The organism is Calothrix sp. NIES-2100, assembly GCF_963875285.1.
Lineage (GTDB): Bacteria > Cyanobacteriota > Cyanobacteriia > Cyanobacteriales > Nostocaceae > Aulosira.
Genome location: NZ_CAWNLA010000001.1, coordinates 1,689,765 through 1,713,497, shown reverse-complemented (window position 1 = coordinate 1,713,497; position 23,733 = coordinate 1,689,765). Strand labels below are relative to the sequence as shown.

Annotated in this window: 21 protein-coding genes and 1 tRNA gene; 8 read left to right on the top strand and 14 right to left on the bottom strand. The window is 41.6% G+C overall.

Translation table 11 applies throughout. From position 1 onward, the window contains the following. Positions 1–287: 287 nt before the first annotated feature. The 3 genes from AACU32_RS07130 to AACU32_RS07120 all read right to left on the bottom strand — a co-directional run bounded on the left by AACU32_RS07130 (position 288) and on the right by AACU32_RS07120 (position 4,804). Positions 288–3,077 carry a COR domain-containing protein gene (locus AACU32_RS07130; RefSeq protein ID WP_096598950.1) on the bottom strand — a complete coding sequence of 930 codons (2,790 nt, stop codon included), beginning with the start codon at positions 3,075–3,077 and terminating at the stop codon, positions 288–290. A 228-nt stretch (positions 3,078–3,305) separates the two neighbouring features. After that, on the bottom strand, positions 3,306–3,686 hold the full coding sequence (locus AACU32_RS07125; protein ID WP_096598949.1) for a DUF2283 domain-containing protein: 381 nt from the start codon (positions 3,684–3,686) through the stop codon (positions 3,306–3,308). A 299-nt stretch (positions 3,687–3,985) separates the two neighbouring features. Next, positions 3,986–4,804 carry a type 1 glutamine amidotransferase gene (locus AACU32_RS07120; protein WP_096598948.1) on the bottom strand — a complete coding sequence of 273 codons (819 nt, stop codon included), beginning with the start codon at positions 4,802–4,804 and terminating at the stop codon, positions 3,986–3,988. 428 nt (positions 4,805–5,232) lie between these two features. Here AACU32_RS07120 and AACU32_RS07115 point away from each other — a divergent pair, with 428 nt between their 5' ends. Beyond that, complete coding sequence (locus AACU32_RS07115) at positions 5,233–5,634, top strand: hypothetical protein (RefSeq protein ID WP_096598947.1); 402 nt, start codon at positions 5,233–5,235, stop codon at positions 5,632–5,634. Between the two features lie 150 nt (positions 5,635–5,784). Here AACU32_RS07115 and AACU32_RS07110 read toward each other — a convergent pair whose 3' ends face one another. Beyond that, positions 5,785–7,125 carry a MurT ligase domain-containing protein gene (locus AACU32_RS07110; protein WP_096598946.1) on the bottom strand — a complete coding sequence of 447 codons (1,341 nt, stop codon included), beginning with the start codon at positions 7,123–7,125 and terminating at the stop codon, positions 5,785–5,787. A gap of 335 nt (positions 7,126–7,460) precedes the next feature. Here AACU32_RS07110 and AACU32_RS07105 point away from each other — a divergent pair, with 335 nt between their 5' ends. The 6 genes from AACU32_RS07105 to AACU32_RS07080 all read left to right on the top strand — a co-directional run bounded on the left by AACU32_RS07105 (position 7,461) and on the right by AACU32_RS07080 (position 11,119). Beyond that, entirely contained in the window at positions 7,461–8,045 is a 585-nt protein-coding gene (locus AACU32_RS07105; RefSeq protein WP_096598945.1) for a thylakoid membrane photosystem I accumulation factor, read from the top strand. Between the two features lie 199 nt (positions 8,046–8,244). Beyond that, positions 8,245–8,853: a hypothetical protein gene (locus AACU32_RS07100; protein ID WP_096598944.1), complete on the top strand. Its 609-nt coding sequence runs from the start codon at positions 8,245–8,247 to the stop codon at positions 8,851–8,853. A gap of 132 nt (positions 8,854–8,985) precedes the next feature. Then, positions 8,986–9,291, top strand: a complete 306-nt coding sequence (locus AACU32_RS07095) for a type II toxin-antitoxin system HicA family toxin (protein WP_096598943.1) — start codon at positions 8,986–8,988, stop codon at positions 9,289–9,291. 36 nt (positions 9,292–9,327) lie between these two features. Then, complete coding sequence (locus AACU32_RS07090; RefSeq protein WP_096598942.1) at positions 9,328–9,549, top strand: type II toxin-antitoxin system HicB family antitoxin; 222 nt, start codon at positions 9,328–9,330, stop codon at positions 9,547–9,549. 44 nt (positions 9,550–9,593) lie between these two features. Then, entirely contained in the window at positions 9,594–10,163 is a 570-nt protein-coding gene (pnuC, locus tag AACU32_RS07085) for a nicotinamide riboside transporter PnuC (RefSeq protein WP_096598941.1), read from the top strand. Beyond that, entirely contained in the window at positions 10,127–11,119 is a 993-nt protein-coding gene (locus AACU32_RS07080; RefSeq protein ID WP_339377614.1) for an AAA family ATPase, read from the top strand. Before pnuC ends, AACU32_RS07080 begins: the two co-directional genes overlap by 37 nt. A gap of 68 nt (positions 11,120–11,187) precedes the next feature. Here the strand turns inward: AACU32_RS07080 and AACU32_RS07075 are convergent. The 6 genes from AACU32_RS07075 to AACU32_RS07050 all read right to left on the bottom strand — a co-directional run bounded on the left by AACU32_RS07075 (position 11,188) and on the right by AACU32_RS07050 (position 16,960). After that, positions 11,188–11,261: transfer RNA gene (locus AACU32_RS07075), tRNA-Glu, on the bottom strand. Positions 11,262–11,587: 326 nt separating this feature from the next. Continuing rightward, the gene (locus AACU32_RS07070; RefSeq protein WP_096598940.1) at positions 11,588–12,742 is read right to left on the bottom strand and encodes an SDR family NAD(P)-dependent oxidoreductase; all 1,155 of its coding nucleotides are present in this window, start codon (positions 12,740–12,742) and stop codon (positions 11,588–11,590) included. 83 nt (positions 12,743–12,825) lie between these two features. Further along, the gene (locus AACU32_RS07065) at positions 12,826–13,917 is read right to left on the bottom strand and encodes a pentapeptide repeat-containing protein (protein WP_096598939.1); all 1,092 of its coding nucleotides are present in this window, start codon (positions 13,915–13,917) and stop codon (positions 12,826–12,828) included. Between the two features lie 158 nt (positions 13,918–14,075). Next, positions 14,076–15,233 carry a vWA domain-containing protein gene (locus AACU32_RS07060; protein WP_096598938.1) on the bottom strand — a complete coding sequence of 386 codons (1,158 nt, stop codon included), beginning with the start codon at positions 15,231–15,233 and terminating at the stop codon, positions 14,076–14,078. Positions 15,234–15,337: 104 nt separating this feature from the next. Further along, entirely contained in the window at positions 15,338–16,339 is a 1,002-nt protein-coding gene (locus tag AACU32_RS07055) for an AAA family ATPase (RefSeq protein ID WP_096598937.1), read from the bottom strand. 495 nt (positions 16,340–16,834) lie between these two features. After that, the gene (locus AACU32_RS07050) at positions 16,835–16,960 is read right to left on the bottom strand and encodes a hypothetical protein (protein WP_339377613.1); all 126 of its coding nucleotides are present in this window, start codon (positions 16,958–16,960) and stop codon (positions 16,835–16,837) included. Between the two features lie 648 nt (positions 16,961–17,608). Here AACU32_RS07050 and AACU32_RS07045 point away from each other — a divergent pair. Further along, positions 17,609–17,983, top strand: coding sequence for a hypothetical protein (locus AACU32_RS07045; protein WP_096598936.1), 375 nt, complete (start codon positions 17,609–17,611; stop codon positions 17,981–17,983). Between the two features lie 346 nt (positions 17,984–18,329). Here AACU32_RS07045 and AACU32_RS07040 read toward each other — a convergent pair whose 3' ends face one another. The 4 genes from AACU32_RS07040 to AACU32_RS07025 all read right to left on the bottom strand — a co-directional run bounded on the left by AACU32_RS07040 (position 18,330) and on the right by AACU32_RS07025 (position 23,695). Further along, a complete protein-coding gene (locus tag AACU32_RS07040) occupies positions 18,330–20,480 on the bottom strand; it encodes a tetratricopeptide repeat protein (RefSeq protein WP_096598935.1) in 2,151 nt (716 codons plus the stop codon). 180 nt (positions 20,481–20,660) lie between these two features. Next, positions 20,661–20,963 carry a hypothetical protein gene (locus AACU32_RS07035; RefSeq protein WP_096598934.1) on the bottom strand — a complete coding sequence of 101 codons (303 nt, stop codon included), beginning with the start codon at positions 20,961–20,963 and terminating at the stop codon, positions 20,661–20,663. Then, complete coding sequence (locus AACU32_RS07030) at positions 20,964–21,515, bottom strand: hypothetical protein (protein ID WP_096598933.1); 552 nt, start codon at positions 21,513–21,515, stop codon at positions 20,964–20,966. Next, entirely contained in the window at positions 21,512–23,695 is a 2,184-nt protein-coding gene (locus tag AACU32_RS07025) for a CHAT domain-containing protein (RefSeq protein WP_096598932.1), read from the bottom strand. Before AACU32_RS07025 ends, AACU32_RS07030 begins: the two co-directional genes overlap by 4 nt. Positions 23,696–23,733: the final 38 nt, after the last annotated feature.

The following is a 23,733-nucleotide window of genomic DNA, read 5'->3' as shown; positions in this document are numbered from 1 at the left end:
ACGAGTTGCAAAAGTTGATTTACGAGTTGCAAAAGTTAATTTACGAGTCGCAAAAGTTGATTTACGAGTTGTAAAAGTTGCTTGACGAGTTGTAAAAATTAATTTACGAGTCGCAAAAGTTGACTTTTGAGTTTAAATATAGTGAAAGCGCGATCGCATTTTTGTATTATAGACCTGAGTATGCACATCTCAGGATTATACAATTGCGATCGCTATCAGATACGCAAAATGGGATACTGTAGGCAATGCCCACCATATCAGGGTTTGTAAGCCATAGCCCTACCGACTTATTTATTACGCTGAAACATATCTATCAAATTACCAATTAAAGGTAACTGCTTTAGAACCATTCTTACTAAATCGACAAAAGATTTCTCAGAAAGGCGATCGTCCTGACGAAGTTGTAAAACTCCAATTAATGTCATAATAATAACAGTACCAATAATAGTTAACGCTAAAGAATAAATTGGTAATAACCCTGCAAAAATGCCTATTGTATTAAATACAATTGAGAATAAAAATACATAAAACATTCCGTTTCTAAAAGCAAACGGAAGTGTAAATTGTACTTCCGGTTTAGAATTTTCTTGATTGTTTGGCTGTTCTGTCATCACATTATTTCCTTGTTGTAGTTGCAAAACGTCTATCTTGTCAGTATTAATATAAATATCACCACATAGTCTATTTGTTTCTGTTTGAGTTAACTGGCTTCTGTCCATGACATCATCAATTAATCCCAAGACATTTACCTTTTTATAGCTAATATCACATTCAACATCATATTTTTGATTAGCAATCCGATTTCTTAAATTTTCAAATTTATAAAAGTGTGGCTCTTGTTGATTTTTACATACTGAGCAATTACAAGGAATGAGTTGATTAAATTTTAACTGTTTGTAAGAAGCATGAATTTTATCGATTTCGTAGGTAACACGAGTTAATAAATCTCTTTTGTGCCGACCTACAACGCGAATTTTAATTTCTCTGTTGTCGTAATATTCAATTACCTCTGCCTTCGTATTATCTTGACTGAGAATAACTCCACTTTTCCAGACATATTTTTGTTCATCAATCAACCCATGCATAGCGACTATCAACTGGGTAATCAAGCCTTTGGGCATGAAATCATAAATGTAACGTATGATGATGTTATTGTCTTTGTTCCAGGAATATTCAGGTTGTTTTTCAGTTAAAAGTTGCGGCGCGATGTAAGTTCTAGGATTGTTAGGAATTTCGTAACACAACTTGAAGTTAATCATCAATTGTAGAAGTTCGCCTTGCTTTGTGGCATATTGTTCTTCATGCCAGATATTTTGCAAGTCCTTCCAGGTGAACTTGCCCAAATTGAGAATTACCTGTTTATCGTCCAGAACTTTATACACTGCATCAGTGCCCCACTTAGGTTGAAGGATGACGATATTATTTAAAATCGGGTCTTCTTGGAAGTGTAAGCACACGCCTATATCGTGCAGATAGTTACTTAATTGCAATTTGTCTTTATCTTGGGTGAAGCCATTTTTTTGGCAAATTTGCAAATATTCATCTAAACTAATGTAATTACGTGGGTCATTCTCTAAGGCTTCCCGAACTCTCACCCAGGTTGTGGGAAGTGCTGTGCCAATATGAGGTAGAGAGGTAATATAATGCTTAATTTCTCGCAGAACTTCCGTTAAACCCCGATTAGTAGCAAAGTTAGTTGCTAAGGTTGTCTTTAGGTTGGTAAATCGTCCTCGCAATTGTGGTTCATTAATTTCACGGGGACGGTCTTGCTTTTCATTTTTGATAATTATTACTGGACTATTATCGCTCAACAATTCCACCACATTCAACCAATAGTAAAAATTGGTGTCTTCTTTGCGATTATCTGCTACCAAGGTATAGAGGGAACGCTTGGTGAGGAAAAATTGGTGGGTGGCATGATAAATTTCCTGTCCGCCAAAGTCCCAGATATTAACTCGAAATTCGCGCCCATTTTCCATTGAAAAACGCCACTGGATGACCTCAATACCCTTTGTTGAACCTTCTTCCTGAAGTTGATAATTTTGGTTTTCAATTTTCTTAGCCAGTGTTGTCTTACCTGCGCCTGCTTCGCCAACAATCAGCAATTTTGCTTCATACAGATAATCTGTTCCTTGTGCTTCCACTTGTCGGAAATAATCTTTAATCGAGCCAATACCTTTTTTAACCACTTCTAGTGGTGGCTTTTCAATGGGGTTGTCGCTTAAATTCAGCCAAGTTAATTGTTGCAGGTGAGTGATGGCTTCCGGTATCGTCGTTATTTGGTTGTAGCTTAAATTCAGCTCATTGAAGTTTTGCAGGCGGGTGATGGCTTCCGGTATCCTCTTTATTTGGTTGTAGCTTAAATTCAGCCAAGTTAATTGTTGCAGGTGAGTGATGGCTTCCGGTATCGTTGTTATTTGGTTGTGGCTTAAATTCAGCCAAGTTAATTGTTGGAGGCGGGTGATGACTTCCGGCATCATCCGGATTTGGTTGTAACTTAAATTTAGCCAAGTTAATTGTTGGAGGCGGGTGATGGCTTCCGGTATCATCCGGATTTGATTGTAACTTAAATTTAGCCAAGTTAATTGTTGTAGGTGGGTGATGGCTTCCGGTATCGTTCTGATTTGGTTGTAGCTTAAATTCAACCAAGTTAATTTTTGTAGGTGGGTAATGGCTTCTGATATCGTCGTGATTTGATTGCCGCTTAAATCCAGCTTAGTTACGTGTTGCAGGCGGGTGATGGCTTCCGGTATCCTCTTTATTTGGTTGTAGCTTAAATCCAGCCAAGTTAATTGTTGCAGGCAGGTGATGGCTTCCGGTATCTTCTTTATTTGATTGCCGCTTAAATCCAGCTTAGTTAAGTGTTGCAGGCGGGTAATGGCTTCCGGTATTGTCGTGATTTCGTTGCCTCTTAAACTCAAGACTTCTAACCATTTGAGTTCAAACACCTCAGTAGGAATCTCTATTGATTTGTCCTGCTCGTCAGTCCACAAATAATTGCTTAAATCTAATTCTTTAAGCTGTTTCTCTTTCGCTTGTTGAATTGTTTGCCGGACACGCTGAGGTGTAGTTGTCATACTGGTATCTTGAAATCAAATACAATCCCGCTTCATGCACCTAATTGACTGGAATATGTGGGAGCATCTCAGTAAGAGTAGTGTTTCAGTAACCAACTACATTAGTACTATCAATTTTTACGGATTCTGAGGGTAATATATCATTATCACTCAGGCATTGCTGAATTTAGGCGCGAAAAGTAATACTGTTCAGCTAAGCCCTAACTCAAACGCTGTCGTTATAAACCGTTAAGCACTGGCTTTAGTCATTTCAACAAGTATGGGCTGGAGTGAAATGATTGGAATAGTTTCTACGAGAGATACTGTATAAGCAGAAAGCTGCAAAAAATCGGACACTGGGGGAGTCAACAAAATATTAAAAACTATCTCTTTGAGGTCGCTTGATATTTGAGATAAGCCAGTCAGGGGAAAGCTGCGGGTTCCCATCTCTGTTTTTTGCGCCAACACGGAATAGTCAAAAAAAGCTATACTTACCGCCTGACACTGTTGTTGATTAATTCGCAATAGAATATGGTCGGTCAATTCTATTCCTGTTGCTGGCGAACCTGGTTCAAAGCAAACAGTTAGTGTATCGCTTGTTTCATCATATTTAATACTTGGCTTGCTCATAATATTTAACCCATCACCTTTTGATATGCTGTGATGTAGTACGCTTGAAACCTACCCTGTAAACCCTTGTCATTACCTTGCTGAGTGTCATCTCGCCCAGAACTGAAGTTCCGGGCTAATAGCGTAAGTCCACTTCAGTGGACTGAAATCCTTACGAGTCTACTTTAGTAGACTTTAGCTATTAGCCTTGGAATTCATTCCCAGGCGGTTTGGCAACGAAGCGGAGATTTTAAAGTAGCACTATCTAATATTCTCGGCGCGTTTGCTGAGTTAAGGACTTCAGTCCTTACTAAAGTGAATTAAACGTTAGCCGCTGCTGGTGTTGGTAAATTGACTTTCAACCGCTTAAACATGGCTTCCCGTGCTTGCATTGCTAAAGTATCATCCAAGGGTTCTAGGGTAATTGGCTGTTGATACTTCAGGCGCAATGCTGTTTGAATTAACCAATCTGCGACAAAAGGATTTTTTGGTAACAGGGGGCCGTGGGAATAGGTTGCGATCGCATTCTGATAAAATGCTCCCTCAGTTCCATCTTCACCATTATTGCCCAAACCGTAAACTACTTTTCCCAAAGCTTCGACTTTCCCCAGCTTGGTGCGTCCGCCGTGATTTTCAAAGCCGACTAAATACGGTGTGCTACCTGTCATGGCTTTTAAATCTTGCGCTAGGCGAGAGGCTGTAACTTCAATTACTAAGTTACCTATGCAGCGTTTGGTATTTTCACCAGGATGGACGGAGACTAAATCTAATATTCCTAAACCTTCAATGCGTTGTCCTAATCCGGGTTCATAATAATGTCCGAGTAACTGGGGTGAACCACAGGTAAATACTCCCGGTGTGCCATTTTCAATTTTTTCACGCATGGCATCGGCTTTTACACCTTGCAAATCACGCATGACAATTTCTTGCTGGCGGTCTTGTGCGCCACCACCGACAATCAAGTCTACAGATTTAATATCTTCTGCGGTAGCATTTTGATCTAAGGGTAAAACTTTAACACTGTATCCCCGCCATTGAGCGCGGCGTTCTATAGTAATAACATTACCGCGATCGCCATAGGTACTCATCAGCGTCGGATATAACCAACCAATTGTAATTTCAAATTTTTGAGAAGTCATATAATCTAATTTGAAAATAGTGTTGACTGTTGACTGTTGACTGTTGACTGTTGACTCTTAAGAGAGATTTTCCTGCCGCAGTTGTGTGATTTATCACATGACCGTCTAAGTTGAAAATAAGGCAGAGGGCAGAAGGAAGCAGAAAGTTTTTATCCTTAGTTGTGTCTCTTGCATAAATGAATCACTCATATCTTTTTCTATTTATGAGCGCAGAATCCGGTGTATATCTAGAGTCTGGGTAAGCATATCGCACATTTGTCTTAATTGCTATGTTTATTCGTAGTTTATGTAACAGTTTTGCAGTAACATTTTGCCGATAATCCCAAATGAGTTATCAGGGAATTACAAAAATTCAGTTTCACTTTTCCTGTTGAGTCGTAAGATTACAGATTGTCATAGGTTTGCTTCACAACCTGAAATATTACTTTATGGATTGTAAAACTGCTACATTAGTCTACCAAACAGAGAATCATCTCGAAAAAATTCGGGAGATTTTCCCCGAAGCATGGAAGTTCTTAGAAGAACAAGCTTTTGCTTATGTTCAAGGTAAGAAAGATAATTTTGATTCGGCTGTGAAAGATTTAGTAGGTGAAACCAAGTTTAAATATAGAATGGTTCACCGTGATGATAAAGACCAACTTACCAAAGACCTGGGAGAATTATTAGGAGATATTACCTCCCGCTTACTTTTACAACAACATTTTTCCGCATTAGTTGGTCAACAAGTCTTCTTTAGTACAATTTGCTGTAGTAGCCATCTCACAGCTGACCATGAGATGACTTTAGAAGAAGTGCTACCGATTCAACGCGCCGCCGTGAAGTTGCAATAGGTTAGGGGCTAGGGGCTAGGATGTAGGGATTAGGGGACAAGGGAGACAAGGGAAGGGGGATGGGGGAGACGCTGGGACACGGAGAAATCACCCATGCCCAATGCCCAATGCCCAATGCCCAATGCCCAATGCCCAATGCCCCATGCCCAATTACCGAATCTTCCTCCCAGTTAAGACTTCTCGGACACTCAACATGGCTGTGTATGTGGGTAAAATATGCAGGGTTTCGTTTTTGGGTGTCCGCGCTAATGCTGTGTTTATAGCATCACGTAAATCTTCTTCCACAATTAGATTAAAATTACTGTTAGGGTTGGGATCGCTATAACGCAGACGTAAGGCCATATCATAAGCGCGATCGCCACTCACAACTAAAGTACCTCCACGCTGGACTAGTTTTTCTGTATCTACATCCCAAATCCAAGATACATCTTCGCCATCTTGGACTCGGTCGTTTAATACCAGCAAAGTAGTTTTATCTGTGCTTTGGGTGACTACGCGAATTGTTTCATTAGTCCCGACAGGATTTTTCGATAATAAAATCCGCACTTTTTTACCGTTGATTTCTAAATCTTCCGCACGTCCAAAAGCTGCTTGGAAGTGGGGAATGGTATCGCGGATAGTCGCCTCATCAACGCCTAATTCTTGGGCAGCGGTGGCAGCAGCTAAGGTATTGTATTTGTTGTACAACCCTACAAGAATTTGCGGCCATTCGCTGCTGTTAAGGCTGGGTTGACTTCTACTAAAGCCGCATTTAGAACAGCTATATTCGCCCATGTGGGACAAATACACGCCTTCGTAGTCGAGAGCTTGTCCGCATCTGGGGCAATAGATAGAATCAACAGCATGGGGAATGGCTTCTAAATAATGTTCTGGTTCAGTCAAACCGAAAAACGAGACGCGCTGTTGGGTTAATTGTTGACCGAGATAGCAAATAGTCGGGTCATCAGCATTTGCCACTACGATGGTTTGGGGTGGTAAAGTAGCGATCGCACTTCCCCAGCGTTTACTAATAGTATCGACTTCGCCGTACCTGTCGAGTTGGTCGCGAAACAAATTTAAACACATGATGAGCTTTGGTTGAATCGGTGCTAATACCCTAGGTAAGATGTTCTCATCAACTTCCAAAATCGCATAGTCAACATCCAAGCTACCCGTTAAGCTGGCGTTATCCATCAGCGCCGTCATCAAACCATTTTCCAGATTCGCGCCTGTAGAATTATGGGAAACACGATAGCCTTTGCGTTCTAGAATCTCCCGTAACAGCAGCGATGTGGTAGTTTTACCATTAGTCCCAGCAATGAGAATTGTCCCTTGTTTTACCTGCTGACTCAATAATTGCAACAGCCTGGGTTCAATTTTACGAGCAATCGAGCCTGGTAATACACTAGCAGCACCGAGGCGGAGCGATCGCACCATAAACGTCACGCCTTTCGCCACCGACACCGCCAAACCCAGTCTGAATCTATCTATAAGTTGTATTTTGTTTTTCACTGTAGGTAATAGCTTAAATTAATTTTGTCAATAGTCAATAGTCAATGGTCAATAGTCAATAGTCAATAGGCATCGGGCATGGGGCATGGGGCATTTGTCTTCATCATCCCCCCACACTCCCCACACTCCCCACACTACCTCGTCCCCCTTGTCCCCCTTGTCCTCCTTGTCCCCTCTGCTTCTTTCTCCCCCTTCCCTCATCCCCCAATCTCCAATCTTTCCCGTCCCCAGAAGAGTTATCTTAAAAAATGGTGCAAGGACGTAATCATATATCCAGCGCTACTTGCTGAATTCAGCAAAAACTCACAAAATAGTAGCTCACAAGGTTTCTTTTGATGAATGGCTTAAAGTTTCCTTTTTTACAGAAAAAAACTCATTGGCAACAATTGATTTCTAAAGCTTTGGTGCTGCTTGCGTGCTTGTTGATTATAAATATCCCACCAGCAGTTGCTGGTATTAAGGATGACAATTACGACGGAAATATTTTCGTAGTTTATGCTGGTAATGGTTCACTAATTCCTCCCAGACAGACATTAGCACAGTCCCTAAAAGAGCATAAACCTATCTTTTTGGCTTTTTATGTCGATGACAGCCAAGATTGTAAGGAATACGCGATTACAATTTCACGGGTACAGGAATTCTACGGTAAGGTAGTAGAGATTATCCCCCTGAGTGTAGACACCATCCCATCCGAAAAAACTGACGACCCTACAGATCCAAGATATTACTACTCTGGGGGTGTACCTCAAGTTGTAGTGTTTGATCAATCAGGTAAAGTGCTTTTAAATAAGCAGGGTCAAGTTGCTTTTGAAGAAATAGACGATCGCTTTCGTGAAGTGTTCGATTTATTACCCCGTACCGAGTCGGTACAGTTAAAGCGGCGTTCCTTCAATGAATTCAGTAGTGAGTTAAGTAAGTAGCTTTGGGGCTAGACCAAATTGTGTCTAGCCTAATTTTTAGTGATATCTGATACTACATTCCCAATTTTGCCAAGAGATAATCTTTAAATAATCTGAGTTAACAACAGAAGAAGTTAATTCATAGTCTATAGTCCATATTAGATGACTAATGACTAATGACCAATGACCAATGACTAATGACTAATTAGAGTGTGTTCTGATGTCAAAGGTTTATACTACCGAAGAACTCATCCAAATTTTGGCAGCCGAACGTCAAGCTTGCCTCAAAGGGGAACGCCTAAAGTTAGAAGTAAGCGTTTCTGGCAATCCTTTAATTGACCAGTTTATCAGAACTGATGGGCTGCAAAAGTTTACTGCCTATCAAGACTTTAAAGCTGCCATTCACGACTATCAAAGAGAACATCGAGTGTCAGGAATTATCTGGCATGAAGTGAAGGTTAAGGGGAAAACTGTGTGTTATCCCCAAATAGATAGTGAGTTAATTGCTTTAAGTAATGACTTGGGTATATTACAATCTGCCAAAAATTCTATACTAGAATTTTGGTATGAAGTCACTTCAGACATGGATTTGTACCTGAGTTTTAATAACAGTAAACAATACCAGCAAATTAACAAAATTGATGTAGAAAGAATTTCCCAAAGAACAGAATGGGCAAGTTTATGTAAATGGGAGAATTCTAACTTTTTAGAAATAATTTTACAGTTAGGTTGGGGGCAACCAGAAGAAGCCTATTATAAACGTGGCAGACCCCATTCTGGTAGTGAGTATATTCATGCTGTCAATCCTGGCCATCGTCCTATTGGTTGATTGATCACTAAGAATGCTAAAATATAGCGTAAAAATGACGGACAAAATTGCCACAAAATTGTATTTACTTTCATCAGCTATAAAGGCACTATATCTGTAAAAGAAATTTCACCTGTACAGATAAGCAGTAGCATGAAAGTACGCGCAGTTATCAAACGTCTAGAAGCAGATGGTTGGTATCTTGATAGAACTAAAGGTAGTCATAGACAATTCAAACATCCTGATAAATCTGGTGTAGTTACAGTTCCTGGTAAATTGTCTGATGACTTAGCTCCTGGTACTCTAAGGCGATTTACAGGAATAAATATACCGCTGCCGTTGGTTTCGACTTCCCTGCGGGACGCTACGCGAACGCTCAACCAACTCCAGAGTCGAGAGTTGAGCGAAGTCGAAACTCGCCAACACAGGTATTTTCTTTCTCGGAAATCACCTAAGTAGTATTTGGAGGCAAGCACAGTTGTAAGGAGAATATTCATGCGGTATGCAGTGGTGATTGAAAAGGCTGAAGGTAATTACTCTGCTTATGTCCCCGATTTACCTGGTTGCATAGCTACGGGTGAAACCATAGAAGAAGTCAAGGAGATGATTGCAGAAGCAATTGAATTTCATATAGAAGGAATGCGAGAAGAAGGTTTACCTATTCCTAAGCCTACAAGCATCACTCATGAGGTGGAAGTTTTAGAAGTATTAAATTAAAATTTGGACTCAGCAAACTATCACAGTTAAAAAACTGACTTTAAATGAGTCAAATTGAAATTCTTGCTGCGATTTTTGGTTTAATAAGTGTTTGGCTAACCGTCACAGAAAATATCTGGTGCTGGCCTACAGGTTTGGTGATGGTGTTTCTCTACATCTTCATCTTCTACGAAGCCCGTTTGTACTCAGATGCAATTCTGCAAGTAATTTATGTCTTTTTGCAAATCTACGGTTGGTACGCTTGGCTACATGGGGGAAAGGATAGGGGAGAACTCCATGTAACTCGGATTACCCGCTTGGGTGCAATAGTTTGGGGTGGGGTAGCAATTGCAGCTAGTTTTACCCTTGGTTTTGTCATGCATCGCTACACTGATGCAGCTTTACCATATTGGGATGCTGCTATTACTGTTATCAGCTTAGTGGCGCAGTGGTTGATGGCAAAGAAGGTTTTGGAGTGCTGGCTACTTTGGATTACAGTAGATGTACTGGCTGTTGGGGTGTACGCAGTTAAAAAACTTTACCCAACAACTGGACTGTATGTAGTGTTTCTCGTGTTAGCGGTGCTGGGATATTTGACATGGAACAAGGCTTTGAAAAAGCGGCTACTGGTATGATTCTCGGCAAATTTATGCCGCCACATCTTGGACATCAGTACCTTGTTGATTTTGCCCGGAACTATGTTAAGCATCTCACAGTTTTAGTTTGTTCGATTAAATCTGAGCCAATTCCCGGACATCTCCGCTATGGTTGGATGCGGGAGATGTTTCCTGATGTGGATGTGGTGCATGTAACTGATGAAAATCCCCAAGAACCAAAAGAACACCCGGATTTTTGGCAGATTTGGCATGATACTATTCGCCGGGTGCTACCAACTGGGCCTGACTATGTATTTGCATCGGAAGATTATGGTTGGAAGTTGGCGGAAATCTTAGGTGCAAATTATATTCCTGTAGACCATGCTCGCAGTTTAGTACCAATATCGGGAACGAAGGTGAGGGAAAATGCGATCGCTCACTGGCATTATATCCCACCTTGTGTCCGTCCTTATTTCCTGCGTCGTGTTTGCATCTTTGGGCCGGAATCTACAGGTAAATCGACCTTAGCGCAAAACTTGGCAGCACATTACAACACAATTTATGTTAGTGAGTATGCCCGTGGTTGGCTAGACCCTAAAGATGGGAGATGTAATTTTGCAGACATAGAAATTATTGCTAGGGGACAAATCGCTGCTGAAGATGCATTAGCTAAACAGGCAAACCGGGTGATGTTCTGCGATACTGACCTGATAACAACTACCATCTGGAGTGATGTGCTTTTTGGTAAATGTCCCCAGTGGATTTATCAACAAGCAGAACAGCGCCAGTATGAGTTGTATTTAGTTTTAGATGTAGATGTGCCTTGGGTTGACGATAACCAACGCTACTTACCTCATCTGAGAACAGAATTTCGCGATCGCTGTATTTTTGAATTACAATCTCGAAATAGGCGCTATGTCCTAATTAGCGGCTCCTGGGAAGAACGCTTCCATAAAGCTTGTGTAGCAGTAGACGAAATTATAAATTCTGCATAGCAACGACGGGAATCGCACCCGCATCTCCTGGTCTACTCCAAGGAATTCTGCTGTTTGAACTACGTTGCTGGTGGCAGTGAACCGAATCAAACGGTCGTCTCCCGCCTGAAAAGCAGGCGCTCTACCATTAAGCCACACTGCCAGATAATATTGTGTCCGGTTAAGACTTATCATTAGGGCTGACGCGGGGGACGCGGGGACCGCACGCATTGGGGATTAGGGGCGGCGGGGGAGCGAGGGCGCAGGGAGATTTTAATAATAAGTAATTAACCAGACTTAAATTATTATATAACTTATTTTTTCAAAAATAGCAACAGCTGGATTCGCACCTGCATCTCCTGGTCGATGGGGCATGGGGCATTGGGCATTGGGCATGGGGCATTGGGCATGGGGCATTGGGCATTTGTTATTTCTCCCCACTCCTCCTTGTCTTCCTTGTCCTCCTTGTCCTCCTTGTCTCCTTTGGAGTTACCAGTCTATTTCCATATAATCTTTGAATAATTTGCCGAAGGGGTTTTTTCCTTCGTTGATTCCCTGATAAATGGGGTCGCAGATTCGCGCCGCCGCATCAATAATATCAAAGGGCGGATTTACACCGCGTTCTTGCATAGATTTTGCTTGCTGAACAGGATGTTGAAAGCTAATCCATCCTGGGTCTACTGCGTTCATGAAAATACGGTGTTTAGCATATTCTTTGGCACAGGTGCGAGTCATTTGATTGAGTGCAGCTTTTGCCATGTTGGTGTGAGGATGTCGCCAAGGTTTGTCAACGTCGTTAAATCGCCCTTCCATTGAAGAAACGTTGATGATGTATTTGGCGGTTTGTTTTTGGTTGCTCATTAACGGCTTGAGTCTGCTATTAATGATAAAAGGTGCGATCGCATTAATTATATGCACTTCCAATAACTCCAAAATACTGACTTCATCATCTCTCATCAACCAGCTATTAAACGGACGCAAGTCAAGCTGTTGTCCATCATCGCTATACATTCCCGGCGGAAATAAAGCATAATTTTCGGCTTTATCTTCGGGAATAAGGGGAATTTGCGAGAGAAAAGCTGAGTTTTCTGCTTTTAATTCTTGAATAGCTAAGGCTGGAAGGAAATTATCAGACGTATGAATATGACTAACCAAAGCTTGCAATTCTGGGGATAAATTTTGTAAAGGTAATGATTCAAACTCAATTAAATGCTGATAAAAAGCAGGCGGACGGCGTACTGTTTGCGCGGCGTTGTTAATAATAATGTCGAGTCGGGGATAAAACTTGAGGATGTGTTGGGTAAATTGCTCAACACTGTGGAGATGTCGCAAATCTAGTCCATAAATTTGCAGTCGATTTTGCCATTGTTGAAAATCTGGTTCAGCTGCATATCGTTTCGCCGCATCGTGAGGAAAGCGAGTTGTCACTATTACAGCAGCACCGTCTCGCAACAATCTCAACGCTACACCATAACCAATTTTTACCCTAGCACCTGTGACAACAGCCATCATTCCTTGCAAATCAGCGCTTTGCTGACGTTTGCTGTAGTTTAAATTTCCGCATTTCTCACAGATTGCAGAGTAAAAATTATGCGCTTGTATAAAAGTTGCCTTGCAAACAATGCAACGTTGTTGCTTAGTCATTTGTCATTGGTCATTTGTCATTTGTCATTGGTCATTTGTCAACCGTCAACCGTCAACCGTCAACAATCAACCGTCTCCTCATCTCATTTATACCTTGTCCCATTCGGCATAATTGCACCTGATAATCTAGCACTGCTGAGGTCAGCGCCTAAGATATTTGCACCTAAGAAGTCTGCATCCTGTAGATTGGCTCGACTGAGGTCAGCGCCTAAGAGGTTTGCTTCTTGAAAATTTGCACTTTGAAGGTTTGCGTTGCTGAAATCAGCGCCAATGAGATTGGCTTTGCGGAAGTTTGCTTGTCTGAGGTTTGTGCCACTGAAGTTAATACCATTGAGATTAAATTCACTGAAATTAAATCCCCAAAGCTGAGAGTTTTTCCACTTGGCTCCACTTAAATCAGCTTCGTTTATGTCAGTCGCTTGCAGGATAATATTACTCAAATTCGCTTTATTGAATTTTGCACCACTAACTTTTGTCTCATACAAGTTTGCGCCGCTCAAATTCGCGGCTGTAAGATTGGTTTGGCTGAGATTGGCTGCGTTTAAATCTGCTCTGCTCAAGTTCAATCCAGTCAGATTTAATTCACTGAGGTTAGCTCTAACTAACTTTGCTCGACCTAGTTTTACGCCACTCATATCAGCTTGGTGAAAGTCGGCTGCTTCTAAATTTGCGTGAGTAAATTTACATTGACGGAGATTCGCATTTCTAAAGTTAGCTTTGCTGAGATTTGTTTTGATGAAATTTACTTTATGCAGGATAGCTTGACTAAAATCAAATTCACTCAAATCAGTGCGGCTGAGGTTTGCACCGTTAAGGTTTGCGTCTTGCAAAATAGCCGCAGTTAAGTTAGCACCATTGAGATTTGCATTACTCAAATTTGCTCCACTTAAATTTGCACCGCTAAGGTTGGCTTTGTAGAGTTTTGCTTCACTTAAGTCTGCACCGCTTAAATCTGCCCAACTTAAATCAACTTGGCGAAAGTTTACTCGTTTTAGGTTGGCTCCACTGAGGTTAACTTCAATTAAATTCAGTGCTAAATATTTACTTAAATCTTCTTCAGGGATACACTCTAAAAGTTTTAAATCCTCTGCTCTCCATTCATTCCAAAAACCTACACCTTTTTGTAGTAAAGACAGCATTTCCGTTTGGGTTAATAAATGAGGAGTGTCTGACATAGCAAGATTTCCAACAAAATGATGCTCGGACTAAGTAAGGCGGTGGAAATTAATCAAACTATGTACTTTATGTAAATAGGCTTGAAACTCTTACCAATGACAAATGACCATTGACAAATGACAGCCATTGCCAGTTATGTTTAATTACGCCGACCTACTTATACAGACAATAGCCTAACAGCTTCACCAAAGGGGAATTGATTCAAGTCTAGCCCACCGGGAGTAACTACCCACAATACGGGGAGGTTTGGTGGTTGTTGAGGAAATGTACCATAGCCATCTGTGAGATAAACACAAACACCACTACTGTACCAATCACTTTGTTCGTTGACTTTATCAAAGAAAGGCACAAAAGATGTACCGCCACCGCCTACAGGTTTGGGAAGGGGACTATCTGTGGTGAGTTCATAAGGGCCGTAAGCATCGGCATCAGCGTAATAAAGCTGACACTGAAGATGGGGGTAAGAATTGAGAATTCCCACAACTTCGCTGAAAAATAGCCGCAGTTCTCTCTCGCCTACTGAACCACTGGTGTCAACTGCAACGAATACTTTTACACTTTCGCCTTCGAGTGCTTCGAGGTAAAGCCGCTGACCGATAAAGCGACGGTCAAAGCCTGTAAAATCTGTAGGTGTTCGCACTAAGTAACGCCATAGATAAGAACGCCAATCTAATTGTCCTTGAGTTACTGCTGTGAGTTCTCGCAGGATTCCCGCCGGGATACTACCTTGATTATTGCTGCTGCGGGCAACTGCGATCGCCTGTTGCATGGCATTTCGCCAATGAGTTTCTAAAGTTTTCTGTCGTGCTGCATCTAAACTACCGCCAGATTTCCCATCTATGGCTTCATACAATAAATCAGCTTCGCATTGAGGACAAGTTTTATGCTCTTTGAGCAACAATTCATAAATCTCTTCTACGCTTAAATGCTCTAGCTTTTGATCGCGCACACCACCCGCAGGGAGTTTAAAATTTTCTTGCTGGGCAATCATCCCATTAACCACAATATCAGCTGCCACATTCCAAAGTTGCCGTTCTCGTGCGCCACGGCGGGGGACATGCAAAAGTGCAGCGTGCAAGACTTCGTGTAATAATAAGCCATCAAGTTGGGATGAAGGAAGCGATGCCTGCGGCGGGCAAAGCCTACGCATAAACTTGGCATTAATAAAAATATCCTCCCCATCTGTCGCCGCAGTGGGAACGCTTTCGGTAATTAACACCCTTGCAAACAACGCCAAAGTTGCAAAAAACGGTGACTTCATTCGCAACCGCAGCATAGAAGCGCTGATAATTTTGTCTAGGTTGTCATTAGTCATTTGTCATTAGTCATTAGTCATTAGTCATTTGTCATTTGTCATTTGTCCCCCTTGTCCCCCTTATCCTCCTTGTCCTCCTTGTCCCCCCTGCTCCCCTGCCCCCCTCATCCCCCCATCAATTCTTGAAAGTCCTGCATAAACTTCTGGAGTTTGGGGTCTTTTTGCACTAACTGCGCTAATGCTCCGATTTTCTTTTTACTGCGCATACTGCGGAATAAATCGGTTGCAAATAACTGCACCCATTCCATTGCGGCTGCTTGGGAAATCCAGGTGAAGGCGTTGTGTGCTTGATTCGCTGATTCGGCGCGGATGGCTAAACCTATGGTTGTGGCATAACGAACTGATGGTTCGGTGGGAAATTTAATGCGATCGCCTTTACCTGAGAAAATATCTGTTAAATCGGGCAAGTTTTGATAAAGTCTGATAAAAGCATTGAACTCAGCAGTCGTTCCTACCCCGACAGCGGGGGTAATATCTAATTCAGCTGCATGTAATTGACTCGCCATCACCCAAGAACGCGGCGATGGCCATGATGGCTGCTGGGGGTCGAGTTTGTGCAATAAGCTGGGACGGAAGGAAAGAAAAGCAATAATTTGCTCGTGAACTCCCGTAGATAGTGCGTATGCTTTGAAACTATCAAAATCTGCTTCTACTTGCAGGTGTAAAAAGCGGTTGGCTAGGGGTGAAGGCATATCAAATACTGCTGCACGGTCTTCTTTACGGTTTCCCGCAGCCCAGACAAACCAATTTTCAGGAACTACGTATGAGCCAACACGACGGTCAAGAATTAACTGTTGGGCTACACCTTGCATGGCTGGGGGAGCCATATTCAGTTCATCGAGAAATAAAATACCCTTACCTTCACAAGGTAAAAATTCCGGTGGATACCATTTAGATATACCGTTTTCAGCTACAGGTAAACCCCGTAAATCGGTAGGCGCAAGTTGAGACAGGCGCACATCGACAAAATCGATTTGATGTTTGCGCGCAATTTGAGCCACGATGCTAGATTTACCAATTCCCGGCGCGCCCCAAATCATTGTACTGAGAGATAAGTTTTTGCTCAACAGGTTATCGAGGTAAGCTTTGAGGTCTGCTGGTGTCATGGTTGTGATAATTTTTTAGATAATTTGTTGTTTTTTATTGCGTGACAATGAGCTAATACACCCGACAAAACTGGAGATAGCCAAAAAATGGTTAAAAATAACAGGAACACGAAAAATTGGAATGCGATCGCGTGCCCACTTTTCTAACACATAAATTAGGTATGCTAAAATTTGCAGCTATTGCTTCTTGAACGCTTCATTTGCTCAACAAGTTTGAGATTTTATATTACAAATATACTACAAAATTCCCGTTTATTGAATCATTCGTTTCACATCAGACATCTTTTATGTGTTACACCAATTTTTTATGAAGCTGCATAGAATTCGATCCCCCCTAGCCCACGCCAGTCGTCTCAAGTCGGGAAACCCGCCCACGACGCTGGCTCCCCTTAATAAGGGGGGAACCGGAAAAAATCTCTCAAAGTCCCCCTTTTTAAGGGGGATTTAGGGGGATCTAGATATGTGCAACTTCACATTAAATTGGTATTACACGATTTAAATGGCTGGCGAGAGGAAAAATGATCTGAGTTTTTCCTTTGCTGAATGCAGATATAAAAAAGCGATCGCCACCCGTGCAAAAGCTTGTGTCTGTGCAATTGCACGTTGAGTCAAGATAGTCATATCATGTCCGAGTAATTAGTTATGATTCCCACAATCATTGCACCCCACCCCTTAATCCCCTCCCCGCAAGCGAGGAGGGGAGACAAAGCGTCGCTTTTGCGGGGTGGGGTTCTTGCGGTTTAGTAAGTAATCAACCGGACATGATATCAATTGTTTTGGTGTAGGTCAAAATACAACCACCTGCAATATTAATACATCGGGCTGTTATGCCAATACATCGGGCTGTTATGCCAATACATCGGTCTGTTATGCCAATACGTCGGTCTGTTATGCCAATACATCGGTCTGTTATGCCAATACATTGGTCTGTTATGCCAATACATCGGTCTGTTATATTAATACGTCGGGCTGTTATGCCAATACGTCGGGCTGTTATATTACAATACGGTTCAGTTAACGTTTTAATCTTCTGAAGATCCCCCCAACCCCCCTTAAAAAGGGGGGCTAATAACCCTCTTTTACCCCCTTTTTAAGGGGGTCGCCGCAGGCGGGGGGATCTTAAGTGAACCGTATTGTGTTATATTAATACGTAGACTTGTAAGTGTTAACTAACCCTGTCTAATCTTAATTTTCTGGAAAAATTTTATCTTATTGTAAATTTTTTGAGAGAAATGGGCACATTATATATAGTTGAGTACATGTGCATCTATGCCTCTTCAAAATACAACAAATCGTTTGCGTCCTCAAGTCATTAGCCAAGATGTTAGTTCATTGCACGGTTTGCAAACCATCGCCACTTATGACACATCCCGTGCTGATGCTACTGTGGCAAATATCCAGAAAGCTTATCAAGCGATGTTGGCACAGCAACAAGTGGAAACTGAGAAACTAGCTTTATACCGTGCGGCGGCTGATGCTGCGAGATTGGCAGAATGGGAATTTCACAATGCTATATTAGCCATGAAAGAAGTTGTACGCGGACAATATGGTTCAGATAGCGATCAAGCGCAAGCGATTGGATTGAAGAAAAAATCAGACCGCAAGCGTCCTTCCCGCAAAAAATCGGTGATGGTGACAAGTTAATTAATTTGGGCGTAGGCGCGTAGCGGTAGCGGCGTTCGCGCAGCGTCTCCCCTTGGGAGAAGGAGCTTTTTCAATCTAAGCTTTCTCTTTGTCCCGAGGTCGTAGGGGCGGGTTAAGCCAGATAGTCGTGAATTATGGAATCATATCTGTGAACCCGCCCCTACTGTTTGTGAAAAATGCGGGTAATATGGATTGTCGCGAAGGGCGGGGAAACCCCGCCCCTACAGATGTATCATTTTTTTTCAAATTGGCATAACACAAATAAAAAGCTCTAGATATTAATATCTAGAGCTTTTTCAATCACTTTCAACATGTTTTTCACATTTCAATCACCATACGCAATATTTCATGAATGAATCCAAGCTAGCAGGTAATCACGCAGAGATGTTGAGAGAATTTTTTCCACTACTTTTTGGGCTTTATCTTGTTGTCCTAAAGCGACATATAACTTCACTAAGCGGGTATATTGGTGAGCGCGATCGCTTTCATCGGGAACTTCGGTATACTCACTGACTTGAATAATGCGGCTTTCGGGATCGGCTATTTGTTGAGCTACCGCAAAGGCGCGATCGAGTAATTCAATTGCATCTTGATAACGTTGGAGTTGAGTATAAGTTTTAGCGATCGCAATTAATTTCGGTGCTTGTCTATCCGGTAGGGTTTCCAGTTCTACCAATTGCAAGGCGACATCAAAGGCGGATGATGAAACTGCTTGTTGGAAGATATCATCGTAGCTTGATTGCTGTAAGTAAGAAACAGGATTAGCCTGGGCAATGGTTAAAGCCACAGTATATTGTCGCTGTTGAATTAAATAATCGGCGATTTGCTTGAGTAAACGCCCGCGACTTTCCTCATCTTCTACCTGCTGCGCTGTTTGGATAGCTTGCTGGAGGAAATATTGTGTGCGTTCTTTATCCCCGAAACGCAGATAAGCTTGAGCGATCGCCGCCAGTGCTAAGGCTTTCTGCTCAATTGGTTTTAAGGCTTGTGTTTGTGTAATTGCAAGTTGAATTAAAGAAGTAAATTCTTCTGGTGTAGATGTAATTGCTGCCAGTTCTGTCAGTGTTAATACTTGATAAGGGCTAAAGTTAGTATTTTCAATTTGTGTGACAACTGCAATTACTTTACCGCATTGTTTAGTAATGCCATAGGCGATCGCAATTTCTTGTAAGCTAAGATTGCGTTCCTCCGGCCAAAAATTATTGGGAATCTGTTTTGCTAGTTCCAGTGCTTGATCGATATGTTGCGATCGCAATGGTGCTTGCACAATTTGCCGATACCAACCGGATTTGGTGAGAAAGTCGGCGTTATTTTGCACCGCATTTAAAATTGTCATCGCCAAATTATACTGTTCGGCATTCACAGCAGCTTGCAGTATATTGTTGACGTAACCAACAGAGTTTACCGCAGTTTCCGATTGAATTAAACTTGTAAGTTGGGCAAGAACTTGTTGCATTTGCGGGAATTGCTTGGCTTTGGCGTAAGCAACTGCAATTGCACCTAATGCTAAGGCTTTGGGTTCATCCTGGGTGAGTCGTTGAGCTGCATTGAGAGCAATGGTGAGTTGACCGGATGTGCTGTAAGTTTGAATCAGTGTTGATTGTACAGCTTCTTTCCGCTCATCTTTCGCCACTCGTTTCAAAGCTTGGGCAAACAGGCGATTTCCCCGGCGAATGTGATGATGAATAGCCCAATAAACCGCCATTTGTACTAAAGCATTAGCTTGGTATTCAGCTCCATGAATTTTATGTGTGACAGCTTGAGCTAAGTGCAAATCTCCTCTTTTTACCGCATCACGCACCACTTCTTGACGAATTGCATTAGGGTAATATTCATTATCAATATGTTCAGTTAATTTTAAGGCGCGTTGTTGTTCACCCACATTAATGTATAGTGATGCAATATCAAACAAATAATTCCATTGGGCGTAGGGATCGTCAGTGGGAATTTTCGCCACCGCTGACAATGCTTGGATTAATGCTTGTTTAGCTTGGGCTTGGTTGGAGAATTGCAGCCAAATTCTGGCGAGTTGAATACATTCATTAGCGCGATTAATCGCTTCGGGAATCTGAGATGCTGCTTGAGTAGCTTGTTTAAGTGCGATCGCTGCTTGATCGGTTAATCCCAGAGTTTGATAACCTTTTGCAACTTGTTCAAGATTTTTTGCGATCGCTAAACTAGAATTTTTGCCCAAATTCAGCGCAAACTGCTGCACCTGCTTGAGCCACTCAATCCACTTATCTTGCTCCTGGCGCGGGAGTTGAGTCAAGGGTTGAAAAACAGACAGTTCATTTTGAATCAGATAAAAAATTACATAATCCCGTTGTTCAGGGTTACTCAGGAGTGCAGCATTGTGGAGAATTTCATGGAATAATTTCAGCGCTTGGCTATACTGCTGGGCTTCCATTAATCGCTGCACATCAAAGCTAGCATCATTAATTCTCTCGTAGAGAACTGTCTGGCAAAGTTCGGGGGAGATTTGAAGGGTAGATATCATGGTTTGAGGTATTAGTGATACTACTGGAGAATTACTACAAGTAGCTCACCTGCTTTTCCTCAAACGAGCATTTATTTTAAGAATTGTATTTTCTGATACAGACTTTTGGCTAGCGCAGGATATGGAGCGATCGCGCTAAAGTTTTGGTTCTTTGGTGATCTGCCACTTAGCCAAAATAGTTCAAGGTTTTACACATAATTCCCTGATTTTACCAGCACAAAACCAAATGGAGGCTATTCCACCGAGTGTCATTGCGACCAAACCTTCATTGCTAACTATCTTTTGAAGCTGGTCAAAATTTGACCAAGTTTGAAATATTAGATACATACCAGAGACCCCTCCAAGCACAGAAAGCGCTAAGTCAATAAACTCATCAAGTTTAAGTGTCAATTTGGAAATTCGACGAAAACGGATGGCTAAGATAACCAGCGTAGCGAGACAAGTCAGGATAAACCAAGCTCCGTATATATACTTCTGAGTCATCTAAGCATTCCTATCCGATCTAGTCTGTGGGGCCGTAAACCATGCATAGACAGCGGCAAGCAGTCCACCAATAATAGCACCAGGAATTTGAGCTAATAAAACTCCCAGAAAAGCACCTCCTGTTGCTAGCGCAATCACATGATCTCCCCGTTGCCAAAAATCAGCTTGCTTAAAACTATCAGATAGTTGAGAATCCAAGCGAGAGACAAACTTTTTTGCTGCTTCAGGGATATCATCTGCGTTCAAAATCTGAGCAATCTGAGTTTCAATATCAAGGGATTGTGACCCATTTACTGCAATTGCTAAACTCTTTGTTCGTTCCTGAGCTTGGTACTGCTGTTGCAAGGTTCTATAGGCAAGTTGATATTGCTCATTGAGAACATCATCTTGTCTCATTAAGCTCGGTATCTCTTTTATAACATCAAGCTCATGGTTTTCTAAAGCACGGCCTACTCTACGAATTTCCCGTTGTAAGTCCTGCGACAGCGGTTCCTCCATTTGAGAAACAGCCCTTAGAAAAGCCTCAAGTGTTCTAGCTTCAAAGGGATTCATACAAAACCTCTTCCAGTGAGGGTAAAAGCTGCCCAGTAGTAGGGATTAACATATGGAGACTGGACTAGTTTAATTGTACTATTAGAGTCTTCTTGAAGTCTATATGCTTGCTGTTCTAAATCTTGTTTAATCAATGGATCTAGCCCTTCTATATTACTAAGAGTGCAGAGCCAAGTTGCTAGATCAGCATTTGTAACAGTACGAAGCCATTGTTGTGCTTGGTTCAATGCCCTTGCTGGAGTCATGCCTTCTTGAAGAAATTGATAGAAGCGAATTATAATCCAGGCATTGGAAATTTCGTCAACTGTCCATAAAGAGCTAAAGACGTAACTAACTTTAGCCCGCAGAAAAGCACTAACTAGCCCAACATATTCAGTCGTAATACTTTGGTTTCCAGTCAAAGCAGTTTCACAGGCAGCAATCGTAACTAAATCATAGGTTTCAAGATTGAGATGGCTAATTTCTTTTGCACTTATGTAATCGTTACTAGCCAAGCCAAGTCGGGAGTTTTCGGGCTGATCGCTGTTATACTCTCCGTGACCTGTGAAATGAAATACACGATAATTATTATCTAACTCCGCAATGACATTAGCTTTGGTGGCTTCTTCTTGAACAATAGCAGTAGAGTTGGTAAATTGTTGCCGAACTATTGCGGATTCTAGTTGAGCATAAGGCATTGGATCAATCCCGTCAATTGCAGGATCATCCACATTTAGTAGCGGTCTTTTATGCCATTCCTCCATCGAATCTTGATTTTGCATATTCAGTCCAACCTGAACACTAGGCAGATAGATAGTGGTGAAACGCTCATTAAACAGAGCATGGAGGGGAAAACGGTGTAAATCTCGGTGGGGAATCAAAATTAGATTGTTGATACCTGTGAGTTCAGCTTCAATCGCAGGAATATCTAAAATGCGTTTGAATTCTTCGAGACTAGTTTGCATACTGATTAACCAAGGAGATTTCTGCTTGTCTCCAATATTTTCTTTTGCCTTGTCTCGGTAGCTTGCATATAATTTATCCCAGTCGCTGACCCATGTTTCAAATTCTAGTAGGCGTTTTAGAGATTCTGGTATTTTGCTGTGGTTGATAGATGGGCTTGGATTAATCAGAACAGGAATTATGGTATTGGATTTTAGTACAAAAGTGGTAAGCGAAGCAGGGCTGAGATGCCAATAAATTATTGCTGTTGTAGTATCGAGAAGCTCCTGAGTTTGTTCATAGCTAGGGATTGATAAATCTTGCTCCCATAACAGCCATTTCAAACAAATATTTTTTCCTTGTTCTGCTGTTTGCCAAGCTTCTAAAATTTTCCCCTTCCTAGCCCAAATATCTACAGTTAATTGATTGAAACCTGTAAATTGAAGAGTCAGAATTCTTTTTTGCCGAAAGCTTTTAGCCTGCGCTAACAAACGGTTCAACAAATCTAGGCCTTCTCTTTGCAAATGTTCTGCTTCCTTGATTTCTCCCAACGCTAAACAAACTTGAATTAGATCCTCAATTACCTCTAGATATTCTTTCGGAAAAATCTGAGCAGTTAAAAACCGTAGAGCTTCTTCATAACTTTTCTTAGCCTCCTTCCAATACGAGTAGGGATCTGGCTGCTGCAACCCATGCTTGTAGTGAATTTTTCCTTTAGCACGATGGAGTTGTCCGCAACCCTGTTGATGATATTGACGTACTCCCAAACGTAAATCCTTGAGTTGAGCTTGAGATAGTGGCAACCCTTCATCCAGTATTGCTAAAACAGTCGAGTATTCATGAAATCGACTAAATAGTAGCCATCCCAAACCCTTACGAGCCTGCCAATAACTGGGATCTATCTTTAGCGCTTTGTGATAATCAGCGACAGCATCTTCATTACGTCGTAAATCTTTTAGAACATTGCCGCGTCCATTCAAAACTTGTTTGCGAAAGTTTTCGTAACTACAAAACTTCAGTGCATTATCAAAAGCTTCGAGAGCTTGTCGTGAATCTTTGAGATTATAAGCCAGTATTTTTCCTTTACAATACCAATAATTAGAATTTTTGGGCTTGAGAACGAGAGCCTGATCCAGTAAATCCAGAGCATCTTGGTATTCACCTTCTTGAGCTTGTTGTTCAGCTTGCTTAACTAACTCCTCCGGATTTTTTAAAATAGACTGAATTGTTCGTCCAATTTCTTTAACTTTCGATAACATTTTCTAAGTTCGAGAATTTAAATAGGTGTAAATATTAA

Bases quoted from the DNA above. Each gene is read 5' to 3' on its own strand.
- AACU32_RS07130 (WP_096598950.1), bottom strand. From the start codon at position 3,077: ATGACAACTACACCTCAGCGTGTCCGGCAAACAATTCAACAAGCGAAA.
- AACU32_RS07125 (WP_096598949.1), bottom strand. From the start codon at position 3,686: ATGAGCAAGCCAAGTATTAAATATGATGAAACAAGCGATACACTAACT.
- AACU32_RS07120 (WP_096598948.1), bottom strand. From the start codon at position 4,804: ATGACTTCTCAAAAATTTGAAATTACAATTGGTTGGTTATATCCGACG.
- AACU32_RS07115 (WP_096598947.1), top strand. From the start codon at position 5,233: ATGGATTGTAAAACTGCTACATTAGTCTACCAAACAGAGAATCATCTC.
- AACU32_RS07105 (WP_096598945.1), top strand. From the start codon at position 7,461: ATGAATGGCTTAAAGTTTCCTTTTTTACAGAAAAAAACTCATTGGCAA.
- AACU32_RS07100 (WP_096598944.1), top strand. From the start codon at position 8,245: ATGTCAAAGGTTTATACTACCGAAGAACTCATCCAAATTTTGGCAGCC.
- AACU32_RS07095 (WP_096598943.1), top strand. From the start codon at position 8,986: ATGAAAGTACGCGCAGTTATCAAACGTCTAGAAGCAGATGGTTGGTAT.
- AACU32_RS07090 (WP_096598942.1), top strand. From the start codon at position 9,328: ATGCGGTATGCAGTGGTGATTGAAAAGGCTGAAGGTAATTACTCTGCT.
- pnuC (WP_096598941.1), top strand. From the start codon at position 9,594: ATGAGTCAAATTGAAATTCTTGCTGCGATTTTTGGTTTAATAAGTGTT.
- AACU32_RS07080 (WP_339377614.1), top strand. From the start codon at position 10,127: ATGGAACAAGGCTTTGAAAAAGCGGCTACTGGTATGATTCTCGGCAAA.
- AACU32_RS07070 (WP_096598940.1), bottom strand. From the start codon at position 12,742: ATGACTAAGCAACAACGTTGCATTGTTTGCAAGGCAACTTTTATACAA.
- AACU32_RS07065 (WP_096598939.1), bottom strand. From the start codon at position 13,917: ATGTCAGACACTCCTCATTTATTAACCCAAACGGAAATGCTGTCTTTA.
- AACU32_RS07060 (WP_096598938.1), bottom strand. From the start codon at position 15,233: ATGACTAATGACAACCTAGACAAAATTATCAGCGCTTCTATGCTGCGG.
- AACU32_RS07055 (WP_096598937.1), bottom strand. From the start codon at position 16,339: ATGACACCAGCAGACCTCAAAGCTTACCTCGATAACCTGTTGAGCAAA.
- AACU32_RS07050 (WP_339377613.1), bottom strand. From the start codon at position 16,960: ATGACTATCTTGACTCAACGTGCAATTGCACAGACACAAGCTTTTGCA.
- AACU32_RS07045 (WP_096598936.1), top strand. From the start codon at position 17,609: ATGCCTCTTCAAAATACAACAAATCGTTTGCGTCCTCAAGTCATTAGC.
- AACU32_RS07040 (WP_096598935.1), bottom strand. From the start codon at position 20,480: ATGATATCTACCCTTCAAATCTCCCCCGAACTTTGCCAGACAGTTCTC.
- AACU32_RS07035 (WP_096598934.1), bottom strand. From the start codon at position 20,963: ATGACTCAGAAGTATATATACGGAGCTTGGTTTATCCTGACTTGTCTC.
- AACU32_RS07030 (WP_096598933.1), bottom strand. From the start codon at position 21,515: ATGAATCCCTTTGAAGCTAGAACACTTGAGGCTTTTCTAAGGGCTGTT.
- AACU32_RS07025 (WP_096598932.1), bottom strand. From the start codon at position 23,695: ATGTTATCGAAAGTTAAAGAAATTGGACGAACAATTCAGTCTATTTTA.